At 37.8% G+C, this 25895-nt stretch carries 24 protein-coding genes; 9 read left to right on the forward strand and 15 right to left on the reverse strand.

From position 1 onward, the window contains the following. Window positions 1-497: 497 nt before the first annotated feature. Both pgm and H592_RS0108285 read right to left on the reverse strand, forming a co-directional pair. Entirely contained in the window at window positions 498-2150 is a 1653-nt protein-coding gene (gene pgm, locus H592_RS0108280) for a phosphoglucomutase (alpha-D-glucose-1,6-bisphosphate-dependent) (protein ID WP_028868361.1), read from the reverse strand. A 33-nt stretch (window positions 2151-2183) separates the two neighbouring features. Continuing rightward, window positions 2184-2819, reverse strand: a complete 636-nt coding sequence (locus H592_RS0108285; RefSeq protein ID WP_028868362.1) for a Negative modulator of initiation of replication — start codon at window positions 2817-2819, stop codon at window positions 2184-2186. A 151-nt stretch (window positions 2820-2970) separates the two neighbouring features. Between H592_RS0108285 and H592_RS0108290 the strand changes: the two genes are divergently transcribed. The 5 genes from H592_RS0108290 (at window position 2971) to fur (ending at window position 5634) form a co-directional block, all read left to right on the forward strand. Then, complete coding sequence (locus H592_RS0108290; protein WP_028868363.1) at window positions 2971-3753, forward strand: alpha/beta fold hydrolase; 783 nt, start codon at window positions 2971-2973, stop codon at window positions 3751-3753. A gap of 298 nt (window positions 3754-4051) precedes the next feature. Beyond that, complete coding sequence (locus H592_RS0108295; RefSeq protein WP_028868364.1) at window positions 4052-4273, forward strand: DUF2788 domain-containing protein; 222 nt, start codon at window positions 4052-4054, stop codon at window positions 4271-4273. A gap of 88 nt (window positions 4274-4361) precedes the next feature. Continuing rightward, window positions 4362-4640, forward strand: a complete 279-nt coding sequence (ybfE, locus tag H592_RS0108300; RefSeq protein WP_028868365.1) for a LexA regulated protein — start codon at window positions 4362-4364, stop codon at window positions 4638-4640. Window positions 4641-4650: 10 nt separating this feature from the next. After that, on the forward strand, window positions 4651-5178 hold the full coding sequence (gene fldA / locus H592_RS0108305; protein ID WP_028868366.1) for a flavodoxin FldA: 528 nt from the start codon (window positions 4651-4653) through the stop codon (window positions 5176-5178). Between the two features lie 27 nt (window positions 5179-5205). Next, window positions 5206-5634: a ferric iron uptake transcriptional regulator gene (fur, locus tag H592_RS0108310; protein ID WP_028868367.1), complete on the forward strand. Its 429-nt coding sequence runs from the start codon at window positions 5206-5208 to the stop codon at window positions 5632-5634. A gap of 247 nt (window positions 5635-5881) precedes the next feature. Here the strand turns inward: fur and H592_RS0108315 are convergent, their stop codons facing one another. The 9 genes from H592_RS0108315 to clcA all read right to left on the reverse strand — a co-directional run bounded on the left by H592_RS0108315 (window position 5882) and on the right by clcA (window position 17202). After that, the gene (locus H592_RS0108315) at window positions 5882-6958 is read right to left on the reverse strand and encodes a TAXI family TRAP transporter solute-binding subunit (protein WP_245600388.1); all 1077 of its coding nucleotides are present in this window, start codon (window positions 6956-6958) and stop codon (window positions 5882-5884) included. Then, on the reverse strand, window positions 6955-8286 hold the full coding sequence (gene argA, locus H592_RS0108320) for an amino-acid N-acetyltransferase (protein ID WP_028868369.1): 1332 nt from the start codon (window positions 8284-8286) through the stop codon (window positions 6955-6957). The genes H592_RS0108315 and argA overlap by 4 nt, the downstream gene beginning before the upstream one ends. 344 nt (window positions 8287-8630) lie before the next feature. Beyond that, window positions 8631-9257 carry a trimeric intracellular cation channel family protein gene (locus H592_RS0108325; protein ID WP_028868370.1) on the reverse strand — a complete coding sequence of 209 codons (627 nt, stop codon included), beginning with the start codon at window positions 9255-9257 and terminating at the stop codon, window positions 8631-8633. Window positions 9258-9570: 313 nt separating this feature from the next. Next, the gene (locus tag H592_RS21800) at window positions 9571-12723 is read right to left on the reverse strand and encodes an efflux RND transporter permease subunit (RefSeq protein WP_084296237.1); all 3153 of its coding nucleotides are present in this window, start codon (window positions 12721-12723) and stop codon (window positions 9571-9573) included. Between the two features lie 5 nt (window positions 12724-12728). Beyond that, a complete protein-coding gene (locus H592_RS21805; protein WP_245600389.1) occupies window positions 12729-13763 on the reverse strand; it encodes an efflux RND transporter periplasmic adaptor subunit in 1035 nt (344 codons plus the stop codon). A 24-nt stretch (window positions 13764-13787) separates the two neighbouring features. Continuing rightward, window positions 13788-13913: a hypothetical protein gene (locus H592_RS24760; protein ID WP_281170608.1), complete on the reverse strand. Its 126-nt coding sequence runs from the start codon at window positions 13911-13913 to the stop codon at window positions 13788-13790. A 706-nt stretch (window positions 13914-14619) separates the two neighbouring features. Then, complete coding sequence (gene erpA, locus H592_RS0108340; protein ID WP_028868371.1) at window positions 14620-14970, reverse strand: iron-sulfur cluster insertion protein ErpA; 351 nt, start codon at window positions 14968-14970, stop codon at window positions 14620-14622. A gap of 79 nt (window positions 14971-15049) precedes the next feature. Beyond that, window positions 15050-15778, reverse strand: a complete 729-nt coding sequence (locus tag H592_RS21810) for a DUF6776 family protein (RefSeq protein WP_051369088.1) — start codon at window positions 15776-15778, stop codon at window positions 15050-15052. A gap of 11 nt (window positions 15779-15789) precedes the next feature. Beyond that, complete coding sequence (gene clcA, locus H592_RS0108350; protein ID WP_028868372.1) at window positions 15790-17202, reverse strand: H(+)/Cl(-) exchange transporter ClcA; 1413 nt, start codon at window positions 17200-17202, stop codon at window positions 15790-15792. 212 nt (window positions 17203-17414) lie between these two features. On the opposite strand from clcA, the gene hemL reads away from it, so the two are divergent. From hemL to rraB, 4 genes are all read left to right on the forward strand, one after another. Further along, on the forward strand, window positions 17415-18692 hold the full coding sequence (gene hemL / locus H592_RS0108355) for a glutamate-1-semialdehyde 2,1-aminomutase (RefSeq protein ID WP_028868373.1): 1278 nt from the start codon (window positions 17415-17417) through the stop codon (window positions 18690-18692). A 442-nt stretch (window positions 18693-19134) separates the two neighbouring features. Next, complete coding sequence (gene parC, locus H592_RS0108360; protein ID WP_028868374.1) at window positions 19135-21414, forward strand: DNA topoisomerase IV subunit A; 2280 nt, start codon at window positions 19135-19137, stop codon at window positions 21412-21414. Window positions 21415-21417: 3 nt separating this feature from the next. Continuing rightward, on the forward strand, window positions 21418-22161 hold the full coding sequence (locus H592_RS0108365) for a 1-acylglycerol-3-phosphate O-acyltransferase (protein WP_028868375.1): 744 nt from the start codon (window positions 21418-21420) through the stop codon (window positions 22159-22161). 26 nt (window positions 22162-22187) lie between these two features. After that, window positions 22188-22553: a ribonuclease E inhibitor RraB gene (gene rraB, locus H592_RS0108370; RefSeq protein WP_028868376.1), complete on the forward strand. Its 366-nt coding sequence runs from the start codon at window positions 22188-22190 to the stop codon at window positions 22551-22553. Window positions 22554-22855: 302 nt separating this feature from the next. On the opposite strand, the gene H592_RS0108375 is transcribed toward rraB, so the two are convergent. The 4 genes from H592_RS0108375 to H592_RS0108390 all read right to left on the reverse strand — a co-directional run bounded on the left by H592_RS0108375 (window position 22856) and on the right by H592_RS0108390 (window position 25643). After that, window positions 22856-23263 (reverse strand): DUF2750 domain-containing protein, encoded by a 408-nt coding sequence (locus H592_RS0108375; protein ID WP_028868377.1) that lies wholly within the window; start codon window positions 23261-23263, stop codon window positions 22856-22858. Window positions 23264-23274: 11 nt separating this feature from the next. Continuing rightward, window positions 23275-23586 (reverse strand): ubiquinone biosynthesis accessory factor UbiK, encoded by a 312-nt coding sequence (ubiK, locus tag H592_RS21815; RefSeq protein ID WP_051369089.1) that lies wholly within the window; start codon window positions 23584-23586, stop codon window positions 23275-23277. 239 nt (window positions 23587-23825) lie between these two features. Continuing rightward, on the reverse strand, window positions 23826-24707 hold the full coding sequence (ilvY, locus tag H592_RS0108385; RefSeq protein ID WP_028868378.1) for an HTH-type transcriptional activator IlvY: 882 nt from the start codon (window positions 24705-24707) through the stop codon (window positions 23826-23828). A gap of 66 nt (window positions 24708-24773) precedes the next feature. Then, a complete protein-coding gene (locus H592_RS0108390; protein ID WP_028868379.1) occupies window positions 24774-25643 on the reverse strand; it encodes a sulfurtransferase in 870 nt (289 codons plus the stop codon). Window positions 25644-25895: the final 252 nt, after the last annotated feature.

Raw genomic sequence — 25895 nt, forward strand, 5'->3', positions numbered from 1 at the left:
TTATACCTATTAGTTAAGTGAGGATAAAGTTCTATTCCATATAAAACTCTTTATAAATGAGAATGAGAAAGTACTAATATTTAAAATAATACCTTAACGCCCCCTCTAAAGTAATACTTTAGAAAATGCTCCCCCTCAGTTTGAGGTCGCAAGCTTAATGAATTCCTATTGAAGCCAAGATTCAAAATAAACATTGTGATATATATCACAAAAACCAATCATGTAAAAATAATTTTAATTTTATAATTTAGATCAAAAAACAAACAAGCAAGTCTATTTGTCTTAATATATCGTCTAAAATACAGATTAAAATTTTTAAAGAGTGGAGCAAAGTTCTGGTCAATAGCGGTAACTAATTGTTCTAGTTAAAAATAAAACAAAAAATTATTATACAGAGAGTTTAGAGAGACGATTTTTTACAGCACATAAAAAAGGCGAAGTAACAACTTCGCCCTATAATATTATTTTTTATTGTTTAAATATATTTATGTATTGGACTATAGACCTGCTTTAGCAAATGCCTGAGCCACAATTTCTTGTGCTTCTTTTTGGATCAAAGCGATATGATCTTCACCTAGAAAAGATTCAGAGTATATTTTATAAATATTTTCTGTGCCCGATGGACGCGCAGCAAACCAACCATTTTCGGTGGTCACTTTTAATCCGCCGATAGCAGCGCCATTGCCTGATGCATGCGTTAATTTAGCAGTAATTTTTTCACCCGCTAGCATTTCAGCCTCAACCATATCTGGGCTTAAGTTAGCCAGTACTTGTTTTTGCTCTGGTGACGCAGGCGCATCAAAACGTTGATAAACTGGTGCACCAAATTTTGCAGCAAACTCAGCATAGTGTTCGCCAGGATCTTTCTTAGTCACAGCAATTATTTCAGCTGCTAATAGCGCTAAAATAATACCGTCTTTATCAGTACTCCATACGGTGCCATCTTTACGTAAGAAAGAGGCTCCTGCACTTTCTTCACCACCAAATCCAAATTTACCTTCAAATAGACCATCTACAAACCATTTAAAACCAACGGGTACTTCACACATTTCACGGCCTAATTGATTAACAACACGGTCAATCATTGAGCTTGATACTAGTGTTTTACCTACAATCGCTTTATCTGACCAACCTGCTCGATGAGTAAACAAATAGTTAATAGCAACCGCAAGGTAATGATTGGGGTTTAACAGACCAGAAGATCTCGTCACAATACCGTGGCGATCATAATCAGGGTCATTAGCAATCGCTACATCAAAATGGTCTTTAAGCTTGATTAAACCAGCCATTGCATAAGGTGAAGAACAATCCATACGGATTTTGCCATCTTTATCCAATGTCATGAATGAAAAAGTAGGGTCAACACGATCGTTTACTACTTCAATATCAAGACCATAGGTTTTAGCAATCACAGGCCAATAAGCAACACCTGAACCACCTAATGTATCAACACCAATTTTAATGCCGGCTTTAGCAATTGCATCGAGGTCCAACACATTTTTTAAATCATCAACATAAGGCTGAATATAATCATATTCTTCCACTAGGTCAGATTGCATCGCTTCATCAAAATCAGCTTGTAAAATATCATCGTAATTATCGTTTAAGATTTCATTCGCACGGTCTTGGATAATTTTAGTCACGTCACTATCAGCGGGACCGCCGTTAGGTGGGTTATATTTGAAACCACCATCTTCAGGGGGATTATGCGATGGCGTAATAACGATACCATCAGCAAGAGAATCTGGGTGTGCTTTATTATATTGTAAGATCGCATGTGAAATAACAGGCGTTGGAGTGTAACCACCGCCTTTTTGCACAACAACTTTAATGCCATTTTCTACTAATACTTGTACTGCAGAAATAAAAGCAGGCTCAGATAGTGCGTGTGTATCTTTACCGATAAAAACAGGCCCCGTGTACCCTTTTTCTTTACGGTACTCAGCTAGGGCTTGTGTAATAGCAAGAATATGTAGCTCGGTGAATGCATATTTAAAAGAACTGCCTCGGTGCCCGGAGGTACCAAAGGCAACTTGTTGTTCTGCTACTTCAACATCAGGGAGATTGACATAGTATGCAGAGACTAATTTTGGAATATCAACTAAATCACTTGCTTGTGCAGGTTGGCCTGCGCGCGGATGAATTGCCATAAGTACCTCAGATTGTGATAAAAATAAGTAAAATTAAATTTCTTCTTTAATACGTTCAATTAAATGATGTGGGTAACCCATTGAAGCCATCATTTGCGTTAAAATGATACGCTTACGCCCGGTATTTGCGTTGGTGATCACCCAATAAGGCGTTTGCGGGATCATTCTAGGTTTGCTCGCTTTAAATTGAGCGAGTTCTTCTTCATTATCGGAGTTCAACAAATCCTGTAAATGGGTACCTAAATAGGCACGAGTACGACCTTTGGTGGTTTCTGCTGCCTCAATAAAGGCTTCTTTTTTCTCAAAATACATAGTCGTTAGCATCATCATGAACTTATGAGTTATCACCGACTCAGAAGTAAAAGCAGGATCTGTAAAGAGCTGTTGCACTCCTTGATGAAAATGTTCATTTTTTTCAGTTGAATGGTGCTCTGTTGGAATGTTTTCAGCTCTATTGTTATTGGATTGTACAAGCTGTTGTGTCGATTGGGTGCGAGTAGAAGGTTTATTTTCAACACTAGCATTTTTCTCAGGAGCGGTTGTCTGATCCGTATTATCATCCGACAATGCCAGTAAACGACGAAGAATTTGGGAGGGTGTTTCACCGAAGGCTTCAATATTATTCAAAATATACTTATATAGATCATCTTCTATTTCGATCGTTTTCATTATTTCCCCATTACCTTACTTATTTGTACTAGCTGAATAGAATACAGTAAAATCACATAACCATTAATATGGAGGTGTAAATACTTTCAGCTTTAATGCATAATTTGTTATTATTTTTAACTTTATTTATTCTCACTTAAAATGAGCTTTTATGCTACTAAATTACCAACTAAAACAAGCCGCTAAACATGAACCAGCTAATAAAAATGAGATTATTTTTATCATTCACGGTTTATTTGGTAGTTTATCTAACCTTTCCGGCTTAGCAAAAGAGTTGCAAGCTAATTTTGATGTTATTTTAGTAGACGTTCGTAATCACGGACAAAGTCCACGTAGTCGAAGCATGACTTACCCTGAAATGGCAGAAGATATTTTTGAACTAGCTGATTCGTTAGGTATCGAAAAATTTTCACTAGTTGGACATTCCATGGGCGGAAAAATCGCAATGACTTGTGCCCTATTGCAACCACAACGTATTAAAAACTTAGTGGTTGCAGATATTGCACCGGTTGCTTACGGCGATCGGCACAGCGATGTATTTACTGGTTTACAATCAGTTAGCTTATTACAGGCAAAAAACCGAACAGAAGCTGAAAAAATATTAGCGGGTTATGTGGAAACACCGGAAGTAAGACAATTTTTATTAAAGTCTTATCAACGTGGTGATGATGGTTTTGACTTTGTTTATAATGTTGATAACTTACACCATAATTATCACTTGATCAGTGGATGGCCAACGATTGATGGTGAATATACAGACTCAACATTATTCATTAAAGGTGAACGCTCCGATTATATTAATGAAAAAAGTATTGAATCAGTGATGGCATTATTTCCCAATGCACGGCTTAAAATTATTAATGATACCGGCCATTGGTTACATGCAGAAAAGGCAAAGACCTTTAACCGGTTAGTCGTTAACTTTTTTGCTTAGGTGTCAGTAATAAAACAACGTCATTTGAAAGTAAGCGCGAGTAATTAAAGCCTCAGTCAGACTACACAGTGCTTTTAGACAAGGTCGAAGGTTTGGCATTTGAGTGACTATTATGTACAAAATCGCCTATTTAATTAGAATGGCCAGACATAATAGTCATCACCTTGTTACCAAACATGAATAAATGACAATAAAAATGAACCTAAAAGATTAATGGAGACTAGGCTTTTACAAACATATTTGCCTATTTTCGATAGCATCTATATGCTATATTCCCTTTTTTAAAAGAAGCTAAAATATGCTGCAAGAATATACTGAGCAAATTGAAACAATTGGTTTATATGGTTTTTACCTTTTACTTTTTTTATTCATCGGTTTAGCCATTCAAGACGTATTAAAAAAAGGTAATGTACCAAAATTTGGGCGTCAGGTTGTTTGGGCAGTATTATTTTTTGGTTGCATCGGTTTCATCTCAAAAGCAATTATAGAAATTGTATGGGTTAATTCAGGTATTGGTTAAATAATTCTCTCGGTAATGATGACTAAGCAATATTGCTCAGTCAGGTTACTAGACAAGAATTCTTAGGTAAGTATTGTTAGGTAACAAAATGGCAAAGGAATCATTTGATCGCATTACTAGCGATCTATTTGCAAACGAGGTACGCCGAGGCAGGCCTAAAAGCAATCCTCATTCGCGTCAAGTTCAGCTAAAAATAAATAAGCAAAAACAGACGTTAAGAGATAAGCAAAACGGTTTAAAACGAATCGAATTAAAAGTAGATAGCGAATTATTTGAACAATTAAATACGCTATCTGACACACTATCAATAAGTCGTGCAGAGTTAATTAATAAACTACTACATGCACAGTTAAATCAAATAAATTAAGGTATAGAGTATGTCAAGCGTAGGTATTTTCTTTGGTAGCGATACAGGTAACACTGAAGCTGTAGCAAAAATGATACAAAAAGAATTAGGTAAGAAATTAGTTGAAGTAAAAGATATCGCTAAAAGTAGCAAGGAAGATATCGCAGAATTTAGCCTTATTTTATTTGGTATTCCTACCTGGTACTACGGTGAAGCGCAATGTGATTGGGATGATTTTTTCCCAGATTTAGAAGAGATTGATTTCACTGATAAGTTAGTGGCTATTTTTGGCTGTGGCGATCAAGAAGATTATGCTGAATACTTTTTAGATGCAATGGGACAGTTAGGCGATATAGTTGAAAGTAAAGGTGCTATTATTGTTGGACATTGGTCATCTGAAAGCTATGACTTTGAAGCTTCAAAAGCTTCAATCGATGATAAAACGTTCATTGGTTTAGGGATTGATGAAGATCGTCAGCCTGAATTAACTGCATCACGTGTTAAAGCTTGGTCTGAGCAAATTTATAATGAAATGTGTTTAGCGGAATTAGCCGACTAAATCCAAATACAGCAGTTAGGAAATGACATGAGTAATGAAAATTTAGCCCTTAAAGAAGCGGGTTTAAAAGTAACATCACCACGTTTGAAAATTTTAAGCTTATTACAGCTGCCAGAGAATCAACACTTAAGTGCTGAAGATCTTTACAAGAAATTGCTTGAACAAGGCGATGAAGTAGGTGTAGCGACGGTTTACCGTGTATTAAACCAATTCGATGATGCTGGGATCGTTACTCGTCATCATTTTGAAGGTGGTAAATCAGTTTTTGAATTAACTCATCAAGAACATCATGATCATTTAGTTTGCTTAAAATGTGGTGAAGTCATTGAGTTTAATGATCCGCTTATTGAAGAGCAGCAAAAACTTATCGCAGAAAAATATGGCATTAAATTAACCAACCACAGTTTATACCTTTACGGTGAACCTGTTGATGGTGAATGTAAACATAATACTTAAACAGCTTACGCTGCTTTTGAGGCATGTACTTACAATGCTAATACGATAAAAATAGCCTGTTTAATAACGGGCTTTTTTATGTTTATTTTTTGCTTATAGCGAAGAATAGATATGAGCAGTTTAATCGCTATGGCGGTAACAATGATCGTCGCCAATAATCGCTAACAAAGTATTGTGAAGGTATTGCTTGCTTTGGGTAAGGAGAAGCTAAGCTTAATGTTGCTTGAGTTCAGTTTGCTTCGTCAGATTAGTTTTGTACTACCGTATTCGAATCATCTTGAATTAATCCTACCTCTTTATAATAACGTAATGCACCAGGGTGTAATGGAGCAGATAAGTATTGAGTAACCATTGCATGCTTAGTGAGAAATTCAAAAGAAGGATGTAACTGTACAAAGTCGGTATGATTTTCAAAGACTGCTTTGACTATTTCATAGGCGATTTGATCCGGTAAATCAGTTGTGGTCACTACCGTAGCACCAACGCCAAATGTCATCGTTTTTTTAGGGCTGCCGCGATACATGTTGGCAGATATTGATGCCTTATCGTAATAGCTATGTGTCGCTATCAGTTGCGATACTTCTTCCCCTTTAACATTCACTAAGTTAGTTCGACAAGCACTACTCGCTTCTTTAATCGAGCTATTAGGGTGACCAACAACATATACAATAGCATCTATTTTATTATCGCATAGCGCCTGCGCTTGTTCACTGGGTGTTAATGATGTAGCTTGTGCAAAATCAGATTCTTGCCAACCGTAAATATCTAACAGCATTTCCATGGTGCCACGTTGGCCAGAATTAGGAGCTCCTATATTAACGCGCTTACCTTTTAGCTGCTCAAAACTGGTAATTTTAGCATCTTTCCTTGCTAACACGGTAAAGGGTTCCGAGTGCACTGAAAATAAGGATCTTAACTGAGTAAATTTTCCTTCACTTTTAAAGATAGAAGTACCGTTATAAACATGATACTGCCAGTCAGATTGCACCACGGCGATATCAAGTTTATGGTCTTTTAGTGCATTCAAGTTATAGATAGAACCCGGTGTACTTTTAATTTCACAGCGAAAACTATCGGCATCTTTTAACTGATTAACTAAAAAACAAATCGCGCCACCAGTTGGATAATAAACACCACTGATGCCACCGGTACCAATGGACACATAGTCTACCTTCGCAGTCACATTAGAATGCAGAAAGACCGTACTCAGCACTACAATAAGAGAGCGTAAAGGTAAATTTAAACTACGCATAAGATTAACGCTTGCAATCGCTAAATGGCAGTTTGAAATTACTTGCTTAAACACTTCTTTTATTTTATTCATATTTTTTTTATTAATACCTTTGAGTTACGCTTTAAGTTATACATCTCTTTTTTAGCCGCGGGTAATTGGCTAATTTCTGCAAACGCAAACCCCCTCTCTCTAAACCAATGGATACTTTGTGTTGTTAACACAAAAATCGACTCTAATCCTAATTGTCTGGCTTTACGCTCAACGTGTGCAACAAGATTATCAGCACGTGCTGCTCTACGGTATTTAGGATGGCTGACTAAACAAGCTAATTCGCCCATTTTATCATCCATAAATGGATATAAAGCCGCACAACCAATGACCATGCCATCTCGTTCTACAATCAAAAAATGCTCTATCTCATTCTCTAACAATTCTCGAGAACGTTTAACTAAAATACCTTGTTTTTCAAGTGGTTCAATTAATTGCAATAACCCCCCAATATCATCGATAGTAGCCGTACGAATTTTTTCATAACTTTCTTTTACAATCTGCGAACCAGTACCATCGCGCGTAAATAGCTCTTTTAATAATGCACCATCTTGATGATAACTAATGAGGTGGCAACGTGTTACGTCAGCTTGACAAGCTGCTACCGCAGCACGTAAAAGACGTAATGTCCCCGAAGCATGCTCTGATTCTTTTTCCATTGCATCAATATGAGCTTGAGCTTCTTCTGGTAATAACTCTGAAATCACTTCGCCATTTTCATCTAACACACCTTGATGAGAACAAAAGCCTATTAATTTATCTGCTTTCATATCAATCGCAACTTGGGTTGCAACTTCTTCCGCAAGAAGATTAAATACTTCACCCGTTACTGAATAACCAATCGGAGAAATAATCGGTATCGCGCCAGAAGAGAGTTGGGCTTTAATGCCATCAACATCAATACGGCGAACCTTACCAGCATGACAAAAATCTACACCGTCTTTGACACCAATAGGTTGAGCAGTGACAACATTGCTGATCACCGTACGAATTGCTGCGCCTTGCATCGGAGAGTTTGCTAATCCCATCGATAGCCCAGCTTGTAATTCGATTTGTACCGCACCGACAGCTTGCTTAATGAGGGTCAAACTACGATCATCAGTGATCCGGAGATCATCGTGAAATTGACTACTATGACCGTTCATATCAAGTTGCTTTTGAATTTGAGGACGTACTCCATGTACTAAAATCAACTTCACACCAAGACTGTTAAGTAACGCAATATCATTAATGATATGTTGAAAATTATCTGTTTCTAATGCTTCGCCACCAATCATTAAAACAAAGGTTTTGTGTCGATGTGCATTGATATATGGGGCTGAATTACGAAACCAATTTATCAATTGTGTTGAATTTGTTACTGCTTCCATTTGCCTACCTATTGCTCACAATAATCCACTAAACATGTAGGCCAAGTTGATCTTTCAAGTTAATTTTGTAACGAACTGCTGACAGTTTATATAAGGCGAAGCTTATAAAACGTGGTTATTTTGCATAAACAAGCAAAAAACAGTACAAATAGTCAGTCAACGTTACCCTGTTATTTCACCACAAGATGCCTTATGGTGAACAAATTTAAATGCTAAAGATCAACCGCCCCTAGTATAGGGAGTCTACCAAGTACAGCTTTGTGTTGGCAAAACAATTGTTTAAACAATGTTAAATGAATGCTCTTTAGTGATTAAGTATTGCCTTTAAATGGCAAACTCGTTGCTCATGCTTCTCGATCGTTACTAAATACAGGTAAAGAAAGGTGATAATAAATGGCACATAAACGTAATGATAAGGTGCCTAACATTGCCACAGCCATAGAAAAAATAGGGCCTAGCTCAATATAATCACACAACACGTATAATGTTGCTCCCAAAATAGAGGCTGTCGCATAAATTTCTTTTTGTAATACAAAAGGTATTTGTCCACTTAATATATCCCGGATCATGCCCCCCACTACGCCTGTAATACACCCCATTACAATAGCAACCGGCCAACTAAACCCAAGCATTAACGCTTTTTGTGCTCCATTAATAGTAAAAATAGCCAAACCAAAGGCATCAAAAATGGGTAACAGATAAGCAGGAAACCGATGTATGCGGTGAAGCCATATTAGACTTAATATTGCGGTAATAATAATCACGTAAATATACATATTATCCACAATCCAAAAAACTGGGGTTGCGCCCATCATCATATCTCGCAAGGTACCGCCACCAATCCCAGTCACGCCCGCTAAGACGATAATGCCAAAGGGGTCCATACGTAACCGCGTAGCAACTAATACACCAGAAATAGCACAGGTGATCACACCAATTAGATCTGAAACATAAATAAAACTATCTAACATTTGATTAACCATTCCTTATTAGGCTTTAAGCTATATTTTGGTGTCACACTCTATAAAAATAACAGGCATTAAATGATCTCAGTTTTTGAGTTAATTCCAATACAGGGATAGCTAACTTAAGCTCTGTAGTGAGCTATTTACATCTCTACAGAAGCTATTTATCTTACTCAAAACTGACAAGAATACTATTTAAGTACTAAGTAGTTAATATGACAGGAGTAATAGATCATAAAATGCGTATTGGATATTACTTTTTCTCACTCATAAACAATAGAAATATAAGCACACCTTTTATTTCAGCGAATGTTAAAGATCATTCAGCGGAGTCGTAAGTGTTGTCAGCAGTGGTTTTGTCTTTACCTTGTAAGCAGTTTGCCCACCAAACGCCAACGTTTGCACCAAGTATTAATAAACAAGGAGTTAGAATTAAAGTTAATACCGTTGCAAAGGTTAATCCACCCGCAATAGCAGTAGCTAATTGTGCCCACCATTGTGTTGATGGCGCACCAAATTCAATGGTTTGATTAAAGAAGTCTAAGTTCATTTTCATTACCATTGGCATCAACCCTAAGATAGTCGTAAATGTTGTTAATAAAACTGGACGTATACGTTGTGCGCCAGTCATTAAAATCGCTGGTTTAGTTGCAACACCTTGCGCTTTTAATACGTTGTAAGTATCAATCAAAACAATATTATTGTTTACCACAATCCCAGCTAAGGCGATCACACCAATCCCTGACATGACAATGCCAAAGGCACTTTGACTAATAAACAAACCAATAAATACACCTGCAGTAGAAAAAATAACCGCACTCAAAATCAAAAAGGCTTGATAGAAGGAGTTAAATTGTAATATTAAAATTAATGCCATTGCTGCCAGAGCAACCATAAATGCATTTTTTAAAAAAGCGGCCGCTTCCTCCTCATCTTCATTTTGCCCGCGTATTTTAAGTGAAATACGAGGATCGAGCTGTAACTTAGGGAGTTGTTTTTCTAATTCAGGCAACAGTAAACTCAAGTTATAACCTGCTGCCATATCTGCACCTACCGTCATCACAATACGACTATCTACTTTTTGTATCGCTGACTTTTTAGCGACTGGGGTTAAGGCAACAAAATGGCTGACCGGTATATGACCCAACGGGGTTTGTAGGCGTAAATCAGCGAGCTTTCCTAGACTACGCTCCTGTTCTGGGTAACGCACTCGAATATCTAATTCATCATCCACATCATCGGGACGATAGGAACCAAGCATTAAACCATTAGTTAAAAACTGCACACTACTTCCTAATAATGTCGCATCTGCACCATAACGTGCGGCATCTGCTCGATTGATCTGAAACTGCCATTCCACGCCAGGCTTGGCACTGTCGTCTTCGATATTCACTAAATATGATTTTTGTAATAACGCGTCGTGAATTTTGTCTGCTGCTTGCTGTAACAATTCAGGAAAACGAGAACTAATTTCTATTTGCAAATCTTTACTTGAAGGTGGTCCAGCTTGATCTTTCTTTAGCTCGATTTCTACTCCCGGTAAATCATCAGTTCGATTTTCAATATCGTTAATAATTTGATTAGCTGCACGCCTATCTTGCCAATCCTTTAAATTAATACGCATGCTACCGACTATTCCCTCCGTCGAATCACCTGTTTTCACGTATAGCGTTTCTATTTCATCAACTAGCGGCAGAATACGCTGTTCGATACGCTGCATAATTTGATCTTGTTCATCAATTGAAAAATCACCATAAGAGCGAACTTTGACATTGATGCCATTGGGCTCAACTTGAGGAAAAAACTCAACCCCTAAATGAGACTGCGTGAATAAAAAGATGCCTGATGTCGCAATGAATATTGCCGCCAACAAGACTAACCAAGGATAATGAAGTGCTTGATTTAATGTCTTAACATAACGTCCAGTGAATCCAGAAAGTTTTAATAGCTCCCCTTCTTCAGCCATTTTTGCATTATGCTTTTCTTTTGCCGTTAATAGTCGTGTTTTACCAAAAACACTCCCTAATACAGGAATAAAAATAAGCGCCATCAATAACGATGCGGTTAGTGTTGCCATCAAGGTTAACGGTAAATACATCATGAATTCACCGGTCACTCCTGGCCAGAATAATAAAGGAGCAAAAGCTGCTAAGGTGGTAGCAGTGGAAGCAATAATTGGCCATGCCATACGTTGTGCCGCATCTAGATACGCTTTATGCTTAGCCACACCAGCACTCATTTCGCGATCCGCAAACTCAGTGACCACTATAGCGCCATCAACCAACATACCTACAGCCATGATCAAAGCAAAGAGCACCACAATGTTAACGGTGATGCCTGCCACCCATAACACTAGAATACCGGTTAAAAATGAACCAGGGATGGCAATTCCGACTAGTGCGGCGCTGCGAATACCGAGTATCGCAATAATAACAATCACCACTAATAACACGGCACTTAATACATTGTTTTGCAAATCATTAAGCATGATTTTTACATCTTTAGAACTATCACCGGCATAACTGACATGGATATTACTAGGTAACAGATCTTGGCTCTCAGCCATTGTTTTTTTGACTTTATCAACTGTTTCAATGATATTTTCGCCAGGTCTTTTAATAACTTCTAACGAAACAGTAGGTAAACCATTCACTCGCACAAATGAACTTGGATCTTTAAAGGTACGGCGGATTTTAGCGACATCAGCAAACGTGATCACACTATCACCAGTCACTTTTATTGGCATAGACATGACATCTTTTATGGTCGAAAACACAGAAGGTACTTTTATAGGAAAACGCCCTTTCCCTGTATCCAGCACTCCCGCTGCAACCAAACGATTATTACGAGAAACTAAATTATAAATATCGTTCATATTAAGCTGGTAGCTTTCCATCAACAGTGGATCAATTAAAATTTCCACCATGTCTTCACGGTCACCACCAATATTGACTTCCAAGATTTCAACAAAACCTTCAAGCTTGTCTTGCATTATGCGGGCAATATTAATTAACGCCCTTTCCGGCACACTGCCCGATAACAAAATAGTTAATGCCGGATTTTCTGTCGCAAGCGTTACTTGCTTAATAATCGGTTCTTCGCTTTCCTGCGGTAGCTTTCCTTTTGCTTGATCAACTTTCTCGCGCACATCTATCAACGCCGCTTTTATATCAATATCGATATAGAATTCAAGCACAACGGAAGCATGTCCCGAGCTAGCGGTTGATTTCATTTCTTTTACACCTTCTAAACTTCGTAACTCTTGTTCTAAAGGTCTTAAAATAAGGCGCTCACCATCCTCAGGAGAAATTCCCTCATGGGTGATAGAGACATAAATAACGGGGATTTTTACATCAGGATCAGCTTCTTTGGGAATATTAAGATAAGCGTATAATCCCGATATCAGTAAAAAAGCCAACAACAATAATACTGCTCGCTTTCTTGATAATGCACCTTGAATCACTGTTTTCATGGCAACTACTCCGCGCCGTTAGGTGGAGCATTGACTGAGTGATGATCAGAGGTCTGCTTTTTTTCTACTTCGTCTTGTTCAAACTCACCTTGGTCAACTGCATCAACTTGATCTCCTACTTTAACAAAACCTTGCCCTAAGGTAATAATATCAACATCACCTGTAAAACCTGATAACCATACGCCATCATTATCAGTTTCAACTAATGTAATACCTTGAAAAGCAACCACGCCATCTTTGACCAGTTTCACACCGAGGTTACCTTGTTCATCTAAAGCTAATGCGGAAGGAGACACATAAATGGCCTCAACTTGATATAAAGGAATAGCTAGCTTAGCGCTAATACCTGACAGCACTTTTTGCTCTGGATTGGGAAACTCAGCCTCCACCCTAAAAGTACTGCTATCACTGTCAGCCATTGCCGCAATAAAAGATATTTTCCCCTCGATAATCTCGCCCGATAAGAGCGTTGCATGCACCGTTGATCCTAATTTTAAATCACCCATATAATGCTCGGTGGCATCACCTCTAATCACCATCGGGTCAACATTTTCAAGGCTAAAGATAGGATCGCCTACTTGCAAATAATCGCCTAAATCAGAAAACTGTTGCTGTAAAATACCGTTAAAGGGAGCAACAACACGAGTACGCTTCAACGCTAACTGTAATTGTGCGAGTATCGTTTGTGCAGATAAAAATAAACTGTTCTCCTCGGCTAAACGAACACGCCCCTGTAAACCTTTATCATTTAATGACTTCACGGCTTTATAAGTTAATTCTCTTTCCAACAAGCTAGCTTTAGCTTGTTTTAATTGCGCGGCTAACTCCCCCTTTTCAATATTAACAATGTTTTTATTGCGTGCAACATAGTCACCTTTATTGGCATTGATACTAATGATTTTACCCGCTATTTCAGCTCGAATAACAGCACGACTGTTCGCTTCGCTTCTGCCATAGAGTGTCAGGTATTTAGTGATTTTTTTAGTAACAAAGTGTGTCGTTTGTACTTTAGGTAAGGTAGTTCGTTGCTCATTATCCACTGATTCGCTTTCGAGCTGCGACTGTTAATTTGTACTTTCCGCAGTTTCCGTATGGTGGGGTAGCACCATCCAAACAACCAATAAAATCACAATGACTAATGCAATGAGATAGGGTCTTAAAGTAATAAAAGTGATAATACGAGAGAACATAAATGACCCTAAAAAGAATGATTCGGTTACAAAAAATAGACTTATCACCAAGGTAAAGTTATTAACTATTTAAAATAGAGATAAATTAAGGTTGCGATAAAGCAAGGTATCCTTAAATAAGAAGACCTTAAGCAAAGGATGCAGATAAAAGGGAGCTGTAGCACTTACTTTGATTAAATTGTCCGATGCTAATCACAGTAAATAGCGGATTTATTTCGCAAAATAAAACTCCTCACGTCTTTATTGTAATTTTTACGATTAACAACTACTTATACATTTTAGTTTTAAATGGCGTCGCTGTATTTGCGTGGCGTGAGCGACTATCGTTCAATGAAATGAGTTTTCTTACATTGTAATGATACATCTGAGTACAACATCTATCGTCATCGCACACGATGACGGTTTCCCTTATCAGATAAGCCTTACTACCTAACCTTGCCAGCAATGTGTCAAAGTAAATCAAAAAGCGCTTAATGTCCCTCATAAAGTGCAGCATGAGTTACAGAATTAAATCGGGTAAATAGAGGGGTAATAAATTCAGGATTAGCAGAGTGGATGATATAAATGCGATGGATAAAAGGAATAGTGATTATGGAAGGCTGATAGGCTCGATTATTGAAATTTAATGCTCACTAATAATTTTAAAAGTGAGCACTTACATTTTCAACAATGACGCTTGATCATGATTATTCTAACCAATAAAAGATTAGATAGAGAACGAAGATCCACAACCACAAGTTGCTGTAGCATTTGGATTATTAACTAAAAAGCGAGAACCTTCTAAACCATCAACAAAATCCACTGTACCGCCAACAAGATATTGCAAGCTCATCGGGTCAACTGATAAGGTCACACCACTATTCTCAATTAAAGTATCGTCATCATTTACTTTTTCATCAAAAGTGAAGCCATACGAAAAACCAGAACAACCGCCGCCTGTGACATAAACACGTAATTTCAGATCAGGATTTTCCTCTTCTGCAATCAACGTTTTAACTCGATTTGCTGCGTTATCACTGAAATAAATCGGTAACGCTATTTCCACTTCGCTTGTCATTATAATTTTTAGTCCTATTAGTTTGCCCGAACCTATTATCTAATACCTGACTAATTTGTTCAAGTATAAGCGGAATGATTTATTCACTCTCTTCTTGAGTTTCTAATTCTTTAAGCGATGAACCACCATTTTCGATAAAATCTTTCCAGTCATAAATTTTTTCTACACGTTGAGAACGACTCCAACGAGAACCATTAGCATCAGCAGATACAAATATTTGTTCCACTTTTGCCTTTTTAGGTAAGACGAACTCCCCCTTTAAGGTTTGGAAGTATTTAAACTTAAATGCGCCGCTAAAATCTTTATCAAGTTCGCTCAACTTAATTGGTTTTGCAGTTCCTTCACTGTCATCCGCGCCAGCAAAAGTAATATCAACACTCCCCGTTAAAACATGTCGCCCCGTTTGAGTTTGCATTAACACTAACTCATATGACCAATGATTTTTTTCTGCAGCCTGAGTGACGGTAAATGAATAGACATTTAATCCGCTTACAGAAAGACCAGGTGCAACCACTTGCTCATAAAAATATAATTTATTATTACTCGCATCTAGCGCTTGGTTCAACGTTTTATTTTCAACGACTAATGTTTCATTAACTTGCTTTTCAGCGATAAAATCGGCTTGAATTAAACTTAACTGTTGGGTTAGCTCTTGATTTTCTGCATTTAGGCTGGCGGCATCTAACTCTAATAAATGAATACTATTGTATAAAATATCTTGTTTAAATTTCCCTACCATAAAACCAAAGTAAGCAAACAATAAACTAATAGTTAACCATTTAAAAAAGCTCTTTCTATAACCGCGCATACAGTTCCTTCTTACTTATATTTATCATTAATACGGAACATTGCTTTATCCGTTGTTTGTTGACGTTTGGCACGCATTGATAATTTCAATGTTCTTTCTAATAATTGAGTATAAATAGGACGGCCCCCTAACGTTTGAGCAACCATAGTGGAACCTAAACAAGTAACAATTAATGGTAAAATCATTTCATAATTACTGGTCATTTCTATTACCAATAAAATGCCAGTGATCGGCGCACGTACTGTTGCCGCAAATAACCCGCCCATTCCTGCAATCGCAAAAGCGCCTGGGTCAGTGATCAACTCAGGAAATAATGCCTGAGCAATAACGCCAAATAACATGCCAAATAAAGTACCTAATGCAAGCGTGGGCGCAAATACGCCACCAGGCGCGCCAGAGCCAAAGCTGATTAAAGTGGTGAATGTACGTAAAATAAATAAAAGCAGCAAGCCCCCAGCAAGGTATTGCCCTCCCTCCACATGCGGAATTAATTCAAGACCACTAAATGCGATATCAGGTTCAATCACAGACAACGCACCAAATAACGCCCCTAAAAATAAGCCAATACCTACAAAACGCCAGCGTTGATTTTGATGAATAGACAAATACATGTCCTGTGTCGCTAAGACCATCTTATTAAAAAAAATACCAATCACACCAAAACAAAAACCTAAAATAAGGTAGAAGCCTAATGTGTATAAGTCAGGATGAGAATATTGTGTGACCGTTACAACGGCATCTTGATCAGTGAACAAGCGCATCACGATAGTCGCCATAACGGCACTCATAAATACACTCTTAGTAGAGGTTAAACTGTAATTAAATTGTGAACGCATCTCTTCAATAACAAACATAATGCCAGCTAAGGGGGCATTAAAAGCGGCGGCTAAACCACCGGCAGCACCCGCGGCTAATAAAGCTTGCGCATCCACTTTATCGACTTTGAATAAATCTGAAATCATTCGTCCGACATTCGCACCAAGCTGAACCGAAGGACCTTCACGCCCAAGCGCCATGCCGCTACCTAATGCCAGCAAACCACCAAAAAACTTAACTGGAATAACGCGTTTCCAACGTACTGGTCGCATTCCTTCCATCGCACCTTCTATTTCAGGAATACCACTGCCGCCGGCTTCTGGTGCAAAACGATGAGTGATGTAAAAAGCAGTTCCAGCCATTAAAGATGAGACAGGAATGGCAATCAGCCATAATGGCAGACCGCTGTCACCATAGGTATGGATAAATTCTAGGCGCATTTCTGATACCCAAACAATGCCGTGGTCAAATAATGCAGAGACGGTCCCAGCTAAGAGTCCAATAAAAATAGAAAGCCATATTAATAAAGCGCTACTTTTTCTGGTGAAAAAACGTTCAATAAAACGCTTTAATCCATTAATAAAAACCGACGGCAATGCTATTTTCATAAATGCAGTACAACCTAAACGAGAAAGTGAAGAAAAACTAATATTATAATAAAAATAATCATTCAAATTACTTGATTGGTATCATGTTAACAAACATTTAAACGATAAACCCCTGTTAAAATCATTATCGACTCTGCTTTGTCAGTTGCATCTTGATTTATCATGGGTATATTGCAGTTTCTCTCGACTTAAAAATAATTAATGGGATGCTTATGAGCAAATCAACTGAACTATTTAGCCGTGCACAATCTATTATTCCTGGTGGTGTAAACTCACCGGTTCGCGCATTTAATGGCGTTGGTGGCGGCCCTTTATTCATACAAAAAGCACAAGATGCTTACATTTATGATGTAGATGACAAACAATATATTGATTACGTCGGTTCATGGGGACCTATGATTTTAGGTCATAACCACCCAGCGATAAAAAAAGCCGTGATTGATGCCGCTGAAAATGGCCTTAGCTTTGGTGCGCCAACTGAAATTGAAATCACCATGGCAGAAAAAGTACAGCAGCTAGTTCCATCTATGCAACAAATTCGCATGGTAAGTTCAGGTACTGAAGCGACGATGAGTGCAATTCGCTTAGCTCGCGGGTTTACAGGCCGAGATAAAATATTAAAATTTGAGGGTTGCTACCACGGCCATGCTGATTCTTTATTAGTCAAAGCCGGCTCTGGCGCATTAACCTTGGGTCAACCAAGTTCACCGGGCATTCCAGCTGATTTTGCTAAACACACCTTAACCGCTAACTTTAATGATCTCGCCTCTGTTGAAGCATTATTTGCAGAATATAAAGACCAAATATCTTGTATTATTGTTGAACCCGTTGCAGGTAACATGAACTGTATTCCGCCAGCGGCCGGTTTCTTACAAGGGTTACGAGATATCTGTGACCAACATAAAGCTTTGTTGATTTTTGATGAAGTAATGACTGGTTTCCGTGTTGCACTTGGCGGTGCTCAAGCGCTTTATAATATCAAACCAGATTTAACAACCTTAGGTAAAGTGATTGGCGGCGGCATGCCTGTCGGCGCATTTGGTGGTAGCCGTGAAGTGATGCAATTTATTGCACCAACGGGCCCTGTTTACCAAGCGGGTACCTTATCGGGCAACCCAATTGCAATGCATGCAGGTTTAGCGTCATTAACGGCTTTAGATACACCTGAATACAAGCAACTAGCCATTAAAACTAAGAAACTTGCAGAAGGTTTAAAGCAAGCAGCAACTGAAGAAGGTATCGCGCTTAGTGTGAATTATGCTGGCGGCATGTTTGGTTTCTTCTTTACCAATGAAGCAGAAGTTACTAATTTCCAACAAGTGTGTGCCTGTGATATTGAAAGATTCAAAAAATTCTTCCATTTGATGTTAGATCAAGGTATTTACCTTGCTCCTTCAGCATATGAAGCTGGATTTTTATCATTAGCACATACTGAGCAAGATATTAACGACACAATCTCAGCGGCTAAAAAAGCATTTTCTCAGTTATAAATATTCTTTATAGCGTCATAAACTGACTGAGCAATAAAGCGCATTTTAAAAGTTATCAAACAACAACTAAAATGCGCTAAAGAGAAAGCTAGATAAATAGTAAAATAGATAAATAGATAAATAGTAAATCGAATAAAGTCATCAATCTTCTCTATTTATCATCAATGTTCTCTTGTTCAAGCTAAACAGTCATCTCAATGCGACTTGTTTAGCTTGTCTATCCATCTTCCAATACATCCTTAAAACACAATCACCATTTAACTCAATCGCCATTATTATTCTGCTCAAAATAAACGATCAAGGCTAACTTGCTGTAATTTAGCTCTATTAATGCATTTTTTTCACACTTAATTCGCACAAATTCATTTCTATTTCTGTCTTAGAATACAAGTGCTGTATACTCACGCTTTATTTATCCATTACCAATATAGGGCTGTACAATATGAGTGACGTGTTAGACATGAGTTTAGAAGGCGTGGAGCAATTATCGCTCGCTAAATTTACTGAAGATGCTTATCTCAACTATTCCATGTATGTGATCATGGACCGTGCACTTCCGCATATCAGCGATGGGTTAAAACCCGTACAACGCCGTATTGTTTTCGCTATGTCTGAGTTAGGTTTATCAGCTTTAGCAAAATATAAAAAATCTGCTCGTACTGTCGGTGACGTATTAGGTAAATATCACCCTCATGGTGATAGTGCTTGTTATGAAGCGATGGTATTAATGGCACAGCCCTTCTCCTACCGTTACCCATTAATCGATGGTCAAGGTAACTGGGGTGCGCCCGATGATCCAAAATCATTTGCTGCGATGCGTTATACCGAATCTCGTTTATCTGCTTTTTCTGAGTTATTACTGTCTGAAATTGGCCAAGGTACAACGGATTGGAAACCGAACTTTGATGGCACCTTAAAAGAACCTGAATTATTACCCGCTCGTTTGCCGCATATTTTGTTAAATGGTATCACAGGTATCGCTGTGGGTATGGCGACAGATATTCCGCCGCATAATGCGCGAGAAGTAGCCGACGCTTGTTTACACCTGATTGATAACCCAAAAGCTTCATTAGAAGATTTAATGGAGTTTGTACAAGGTCCTGATTACCCTACGGAAGCTGAAATCATCACACCGCGTAGTGAAATCGTTAATATCTATAAGACCGGACGTGGTAGTTTCAAAAGTCGTGCAGTTTATATCGTAGAAAGTGGTGAAATCGTGGTCACTGCTTTGCCGCATCGAGTGTCAGGCGGCAAAATATTAAAAGATATTGCTAAACAGATGCAGGATAAAAAGCTACCAATGGTGGCTGATTTGCGCGATGAGTCAGACCATGAAAATCCAACACGCTTAGTGATCATTCCGCGTTCAAATAGAATCGATATTGAAGCATTAATGAATCATCTTTTTGCTTCTACAGATTTAGAAGTCAGCCATAAAGTAAACCTTAATATGCTGGGATTAAACCAACGCCCAAGTGTCAAAGGCTTAGTCACTATTTTAAGTGAATGGTTAGTCTATCGTCGTAATACAGTACGTCGCCGCCTACAACATCGTTTAGATAAGATTTTAGCCCGCGTTCATATTTTAGAGGGTTTATTAATTGCCTACTTAAATATCGATGAAGTGATTGAAATCATACGTACCTATGATGACGCAAAAGCGGAGCTAATGTCTCGTTACTCATTATCCGATACGCAAGCGCATGCCATTCTAGAAATTAAACTACGCCAATTAGCTAAACTTGAAGAAATTCAAATTCGTAGCGAAATGGCAGAGCTTTCTGAAGAACAAAAGAAATTAGAACAACTACTTAGCTCAGACAGACGCTTAAATACGCTAGTAAAAAAAGAGATCAAAGCAGATGCTGATAAATACGGTGATGACCGTCGTTCACCAATGGTTGAAAGATTAGAAGCAAAAGCATTAACTGAAAAAGAATTAATGCCAAGTGAATCAGTGACAGTTGTATTATCAACACAGGGCTGGGTGCGCAGTGCTAAAGGTCACGATGTTGATCCACAAGCTCTGAGCTATAAAGCCGGTGATGAATACCTAACTAGCTGCCAAGGTAAAAGCAATCAAAGCTGTCTATTTATTGATACTACAGGCCGTGTTTATTCATTAGATGCACACTCCTTACCCTCAGCTCGTTCTCAAGGTGAGCCACTAACGGGTCGGTTCAATCAAAATGAAAACGTACCTTTTGCCTGTGTATTGATGGGAGATGATTCAGATCGTTATATTATCAGCAGTGACCATGGTTATGGATTTGTAGCCAATTTAAGTGATATTAATAGCCGTAATAAAAACGGTAAAGCTTTGATCAACCTAACTACTAATGCCCATTTACTCGCGCCACAAAAATTATCAAATAATAAACTCGACTTATGCTTAACCATCAGTAATGAAGGTCGCATGTTAATTTTTCCAGTTGCAAGTCTACCAAGCTTGAGTAAGGGTAAAGGTAACAAGATGATCAACATCATGACAGCTAAAGCGACTAAACGAGAAGAGTTTGTTACTATGCTGAAAATTATCTCGCCAGAAAGTGCAGTCACCTTGCATGCAGGTAAACGTAAGCTTACTTTAAAGCCAAGCGATTTAGCGCATTATCAAGGTGAACGTGGCCGTCGTGGTAACAAATTACCACGTGGTTTACAGCGCGTTGATAATATTGAAGTCATTACATCTGAAGTTGAACAAGAAGAGAACCAATAAACTATGTTATTTATTATCAGAGCAATTTTAATTATTGTTGCCGTTATTCTAATGAGTGCGTACTCACTCTTTTACTGTATTTTGAGTCCACGTAATCCTAAAAACACCTATCACTTTGCGATGTTATTTAGCAAAATGTCACGTTTAGTAGGATTAAAAGTCACGGTTCGAGTACCTGAAAGTGCCAAAAATAATGGCTCTGTTGTTTATATTGCAAATCATCAAAACAATTACGATATGGTCACTACAACAGGTGCGGTTCAACCGGGCTCTGTCACTATCGGTAAAAAAAGTCTGGTATTGATTCCATTCTTCGGCATTATTTACTGGTTAACGGGTAATATTTTGATTGATCGTGACAATAAAGATAAATCAAAAAATACGATCACCGACGTAGTAGAACAAATGCGCGCTAAAAACTTAGGCGTGTGGATATTCCCTGAAGGCACTCGTAGCCGCGGCCGTGGTTTAATGCCGTTTAAAATGGGTGCATTCCATACAGCATTACAAGCAGGTGTAAACGTGGTCCCCACAGTCGTATCTAATACGCATCAACAAGTTAACTTAAATCGTTGGGATAATGGCGAAGTGATTGTTGAAATGTTAGATCCGATTGATATTACCCAATACAAAAAGCGTGAAATTCGTCGCTTAATGAATGATTCTTATGAGATCATGCTAGCCAAATACAAACAACTTAATGAAGAAGTGAATCGTCCAGATTCTAATACCGATTGTTGTAAATAATTCACTTAGATAGAGAAGAGATAAAAATGTCAGAAGAACTTACACATGAAGAACTATTAGCGGAATTAGCTGAAGAAACAGCAGAAATTGTTGAGGCTATTTTAGAAGACGGCAGTAACCCTGATGCTGTTTATATGATTGAACATCACCTATCTTGTGATAACTTTGACGTATTAGAAAAAGCCGCTATCGCTTGTTTCAAAAAAGGTTATGAGGTAACCGACCCTGAAGAGTTAGAGCTAGAAGATGGCTCAATTATTCTTAGCTTTGATGTGGTTGTTGAAATGAACTTAGATGAAGAAGCTATTTTTGAAGACATTGAAAAACTAGTCGCATTAGCTAAATCATTTGATATTGACTATGACGGTTGGGGCACTTACCCTGAAGAATAAGGCTTAAACTTCATTAGTTAACATCTATAAAAAACCAAGCTTATTGCTTGGTTTTTTTATATTTATTTTTATGAATAATGCCAACTACATTAAATAAGTAATCTAAATTTTTGCACAGAAAAAATGATTTAGTTTAAGGTGTAAGTTGAGGTAAATGGTTGTTCCCCTCTACAAAACTTACAACAAAAATAGTTATTTTAACAAGTAAAATAGATCAGTTAATTAGTGTGATTAATATAAATTCAGATTTTAATAACGTACTAATAAAAATCGCTAATAAAGAAATACTATGAATAAATTAATTATGCGCCAACAACTTCTGTTGCTTCAGCTTCAGCATCTGAACCATCCACTTGAAACTTCTCGATTAATGCGTTTTTTAATACCATTGCTTCAATCTCTAAGCCACATAATTCCTCATCCCAGTTAACACCCGCAAACACTTGTTGTTTTTGCATGCCGTCTAACCAAGAATCAAAAAAGACCTCTAAAGCAATACTTTCTACTTTATAGTTTTCCCACTCTTCGGTTTTTAACTTTTCAGCTAATTCAACATCAGACCAAAATAAATAAACAGCAGTGGCATCTTTATTATCGTGCGCGTGACAATTTGCCCAACCTAAATTTTCATCAAACAAACCGAATAATTCATTGTTTGCAGCCACTTGTTCTACAAATAATTCTGCACGTTTTAAATATTGCTCTTTCATTTGATTCCTATTTACTCTTTTTCAATGTTTGTTGAATTATTTTCTGATGGGTTTTTATCAGTACTAGCTGAGTTGTTTTGATCTAACTTAGCTTCTAATTGCGCAAATTTCTCTTCCATTTGGTTGAGTTTTTCACGTGTACGCAATAGCACATGTGTTTGTACATCAAACTCCTCTCGGCTAACCATATCTAACTTGCCTAGTTGAGCTTGTAATACTTGTTTAACTTTACGGTCAATTTCATTACCAAAGCTTTTTACACCTTCAGGCATTGCATCACTGACTTGCTTTGCGATTTCTTCTAATTTCTGTGGATTAAACATAAAAAGCTCCTTAATAATTAGCCGCTATTGTAAACCCCAGTTTACTTAATTTCTATGGGAATATCCGAGCAATGCTTATTTTTTGATAAGCAAAAATGGCAACAAGCGATTTACACCACTTTCAGCACCGTTATTCCCCTTGTAATGAGGATTTGAAGCTTGAGGATTTAAGGCTTTAGCATTAATGTCCAATCGCAGAGGCTGTTTCAATAATTTTTGTTATTAACTTGAGCTTTTAGCTAAGCTTCTACACAATTCAGAAAAGCTTCAATCAAAGGTTCTGATAAGCGTGTTTTATAACAACACACCCCTAAATTAAATGAAGCAATCTCTCCCACTCCAGACAAGCTTTGAACGCGGTATCGCACTGGACTATTCTCAACAACAACATCTGGCACAACCCCAACCCCACAGCCTAAAGCGACCATACTGATCAAAGCTTCATGTCCTGCTACTTTTGCGTAAATTTGTGGTTTTCCTGATTTTAATGAACGGAACCAAGTATCAAAGCGACGGCGTATCGGCCCATGCTCAGGTAAAATAAAAGGAATATTTTTCCAGTCTATCGGTGATTGCTTGATCGTTTGAGTAACCGCACAGGGAATAGTAGGCACGACAATAGATAAAGGAATTTCAGCTAATTGGCTGAAATGTAAACGCGCAGGAAAGTTATCCGGAAGCGCGGTGATCGCAAAATCAACTTGATGCAGCATTACTTGCTCAATCGCAACGGCACTATCTCCGGTAGATAGTTTTATATCGACATTAGGATGAATACGTCTAAATCGTTCTAGGATAGGAGGAAGATGACTATAGGCTGCCGTCACTGAGCAATATAAATTAATTTCACCTTCTAATTCATTAGAGCCTTTAGTGATCGAATGTTTGAGCAATTCCCATTGCTCTATTTGCTGAATGGCAAACTGTTTAAAAGCGACACCCGCTTCAGTTAATAATACTGAACGATTATCGCGTATCAACAAGCTGCAGCCAAGTTCCTCTTCCAAACGTTGGATAAGTCGGCTTAAAGTAGATGGACTCACATGCATGGCTAATGCAGTTTTTGAAAAATGTAGGCTTTGACTTAAATGAACAAACGTTTGTAATGACTTAATATCCATTTAACGTGCCTTATTTATTTTATTTAGCATTATTGTGCACACTTTATTGTGTTCGCTTATTGAAAACTAATTCGTCGTTTTTTGCACGACAGGTAAATTTTCATTTGCGCCCCACTCACTCCATGAACCGTCATAGACACTTAACGCATCATAACCAGCAATTTTAGCGGCTAAAGCAAGAATACAAGCAGTCACACCGGATCCACAGCTAAATACCAAACGTTGTTTTTGCGGCATTAATGCCTCAAATATTTGCGCCAACTGATAAGCATTTTTCATGGTCTTATTATTTAATATTTCGTCAATGGGTAAATTGATCGCTGATGGCATATGCCCTGAACGCAATCCAGGTCTAAACTCAGGTTCTTCGCCTAAAAAACGGGCTTTAGGTCTGGCATCAATAATTGATACTCCTCGCTTATCAATCGCATCATGTACCTGTTCTTTATTGCTGATTAATTCAGGTTGATAAACCGCTTTAAAATTACCTTGCTGATAGCCATCAATACAAGGAGGTTGAGTATCTACACTCAATCCCGCTTCTTTCCAAGCAGACAAACCACCATCTAATACGGCAATATTATTAAACCCCATCGCTTTAAACATCCACCACACTCTTGGGCTGGAGAAAATGCCAATACTGTCATAAACCACAATGGCATGGTCATTATTAATACCTAATAATTGCGCTGATAGTTCAAAATGCTGAGCAGTGGGCATCATATGGGGCAATGCACTTTTTTTATCACAGACTTCACGGTCAAAATCGAAAAAACGCGAATGATCGATACGTTCACTCAACCACTCTTGATAACCATTACGCATTGTCATCGGCATGTGCCAGCTTGCGTCTAACAGAATCAAGTTTGTATGATGCAAGTGTTCAGCCAACCATTCGACCGAAACCAAGTCACTCGGCAATACCAGTAAAGACATAAAAACTCCTTTTAAGACAACAAGATAAAAAGTGTAAACGTTAACAATCAATAATTATAAAACAACATGTTCAAATCAACAATAATCTCTATAAGGGTTCAAGATACAGCATTGTTAAATTAGGTGTGATAAAAAAGTAATACTTTTTCTATAACTGCAATAATAAAGGTAGTATATTTCACTTTCTGCAACATGACATTGCTAATATATCATTTTGCGCAATATTACTTATACGTTATAGTGACCATCGAA

This window comes from Psychromonas arctica DSM 14288 (assembly GCF_000482725.1).
In the GTDB taxonomy this organism is placed as follows: domain Bacteria; phylum Pseudomonadota; class Gammaproteobacteria; order Enterobacterales; family Psychromonadaceae; genus Psychromonas; species Psychromonas arctica.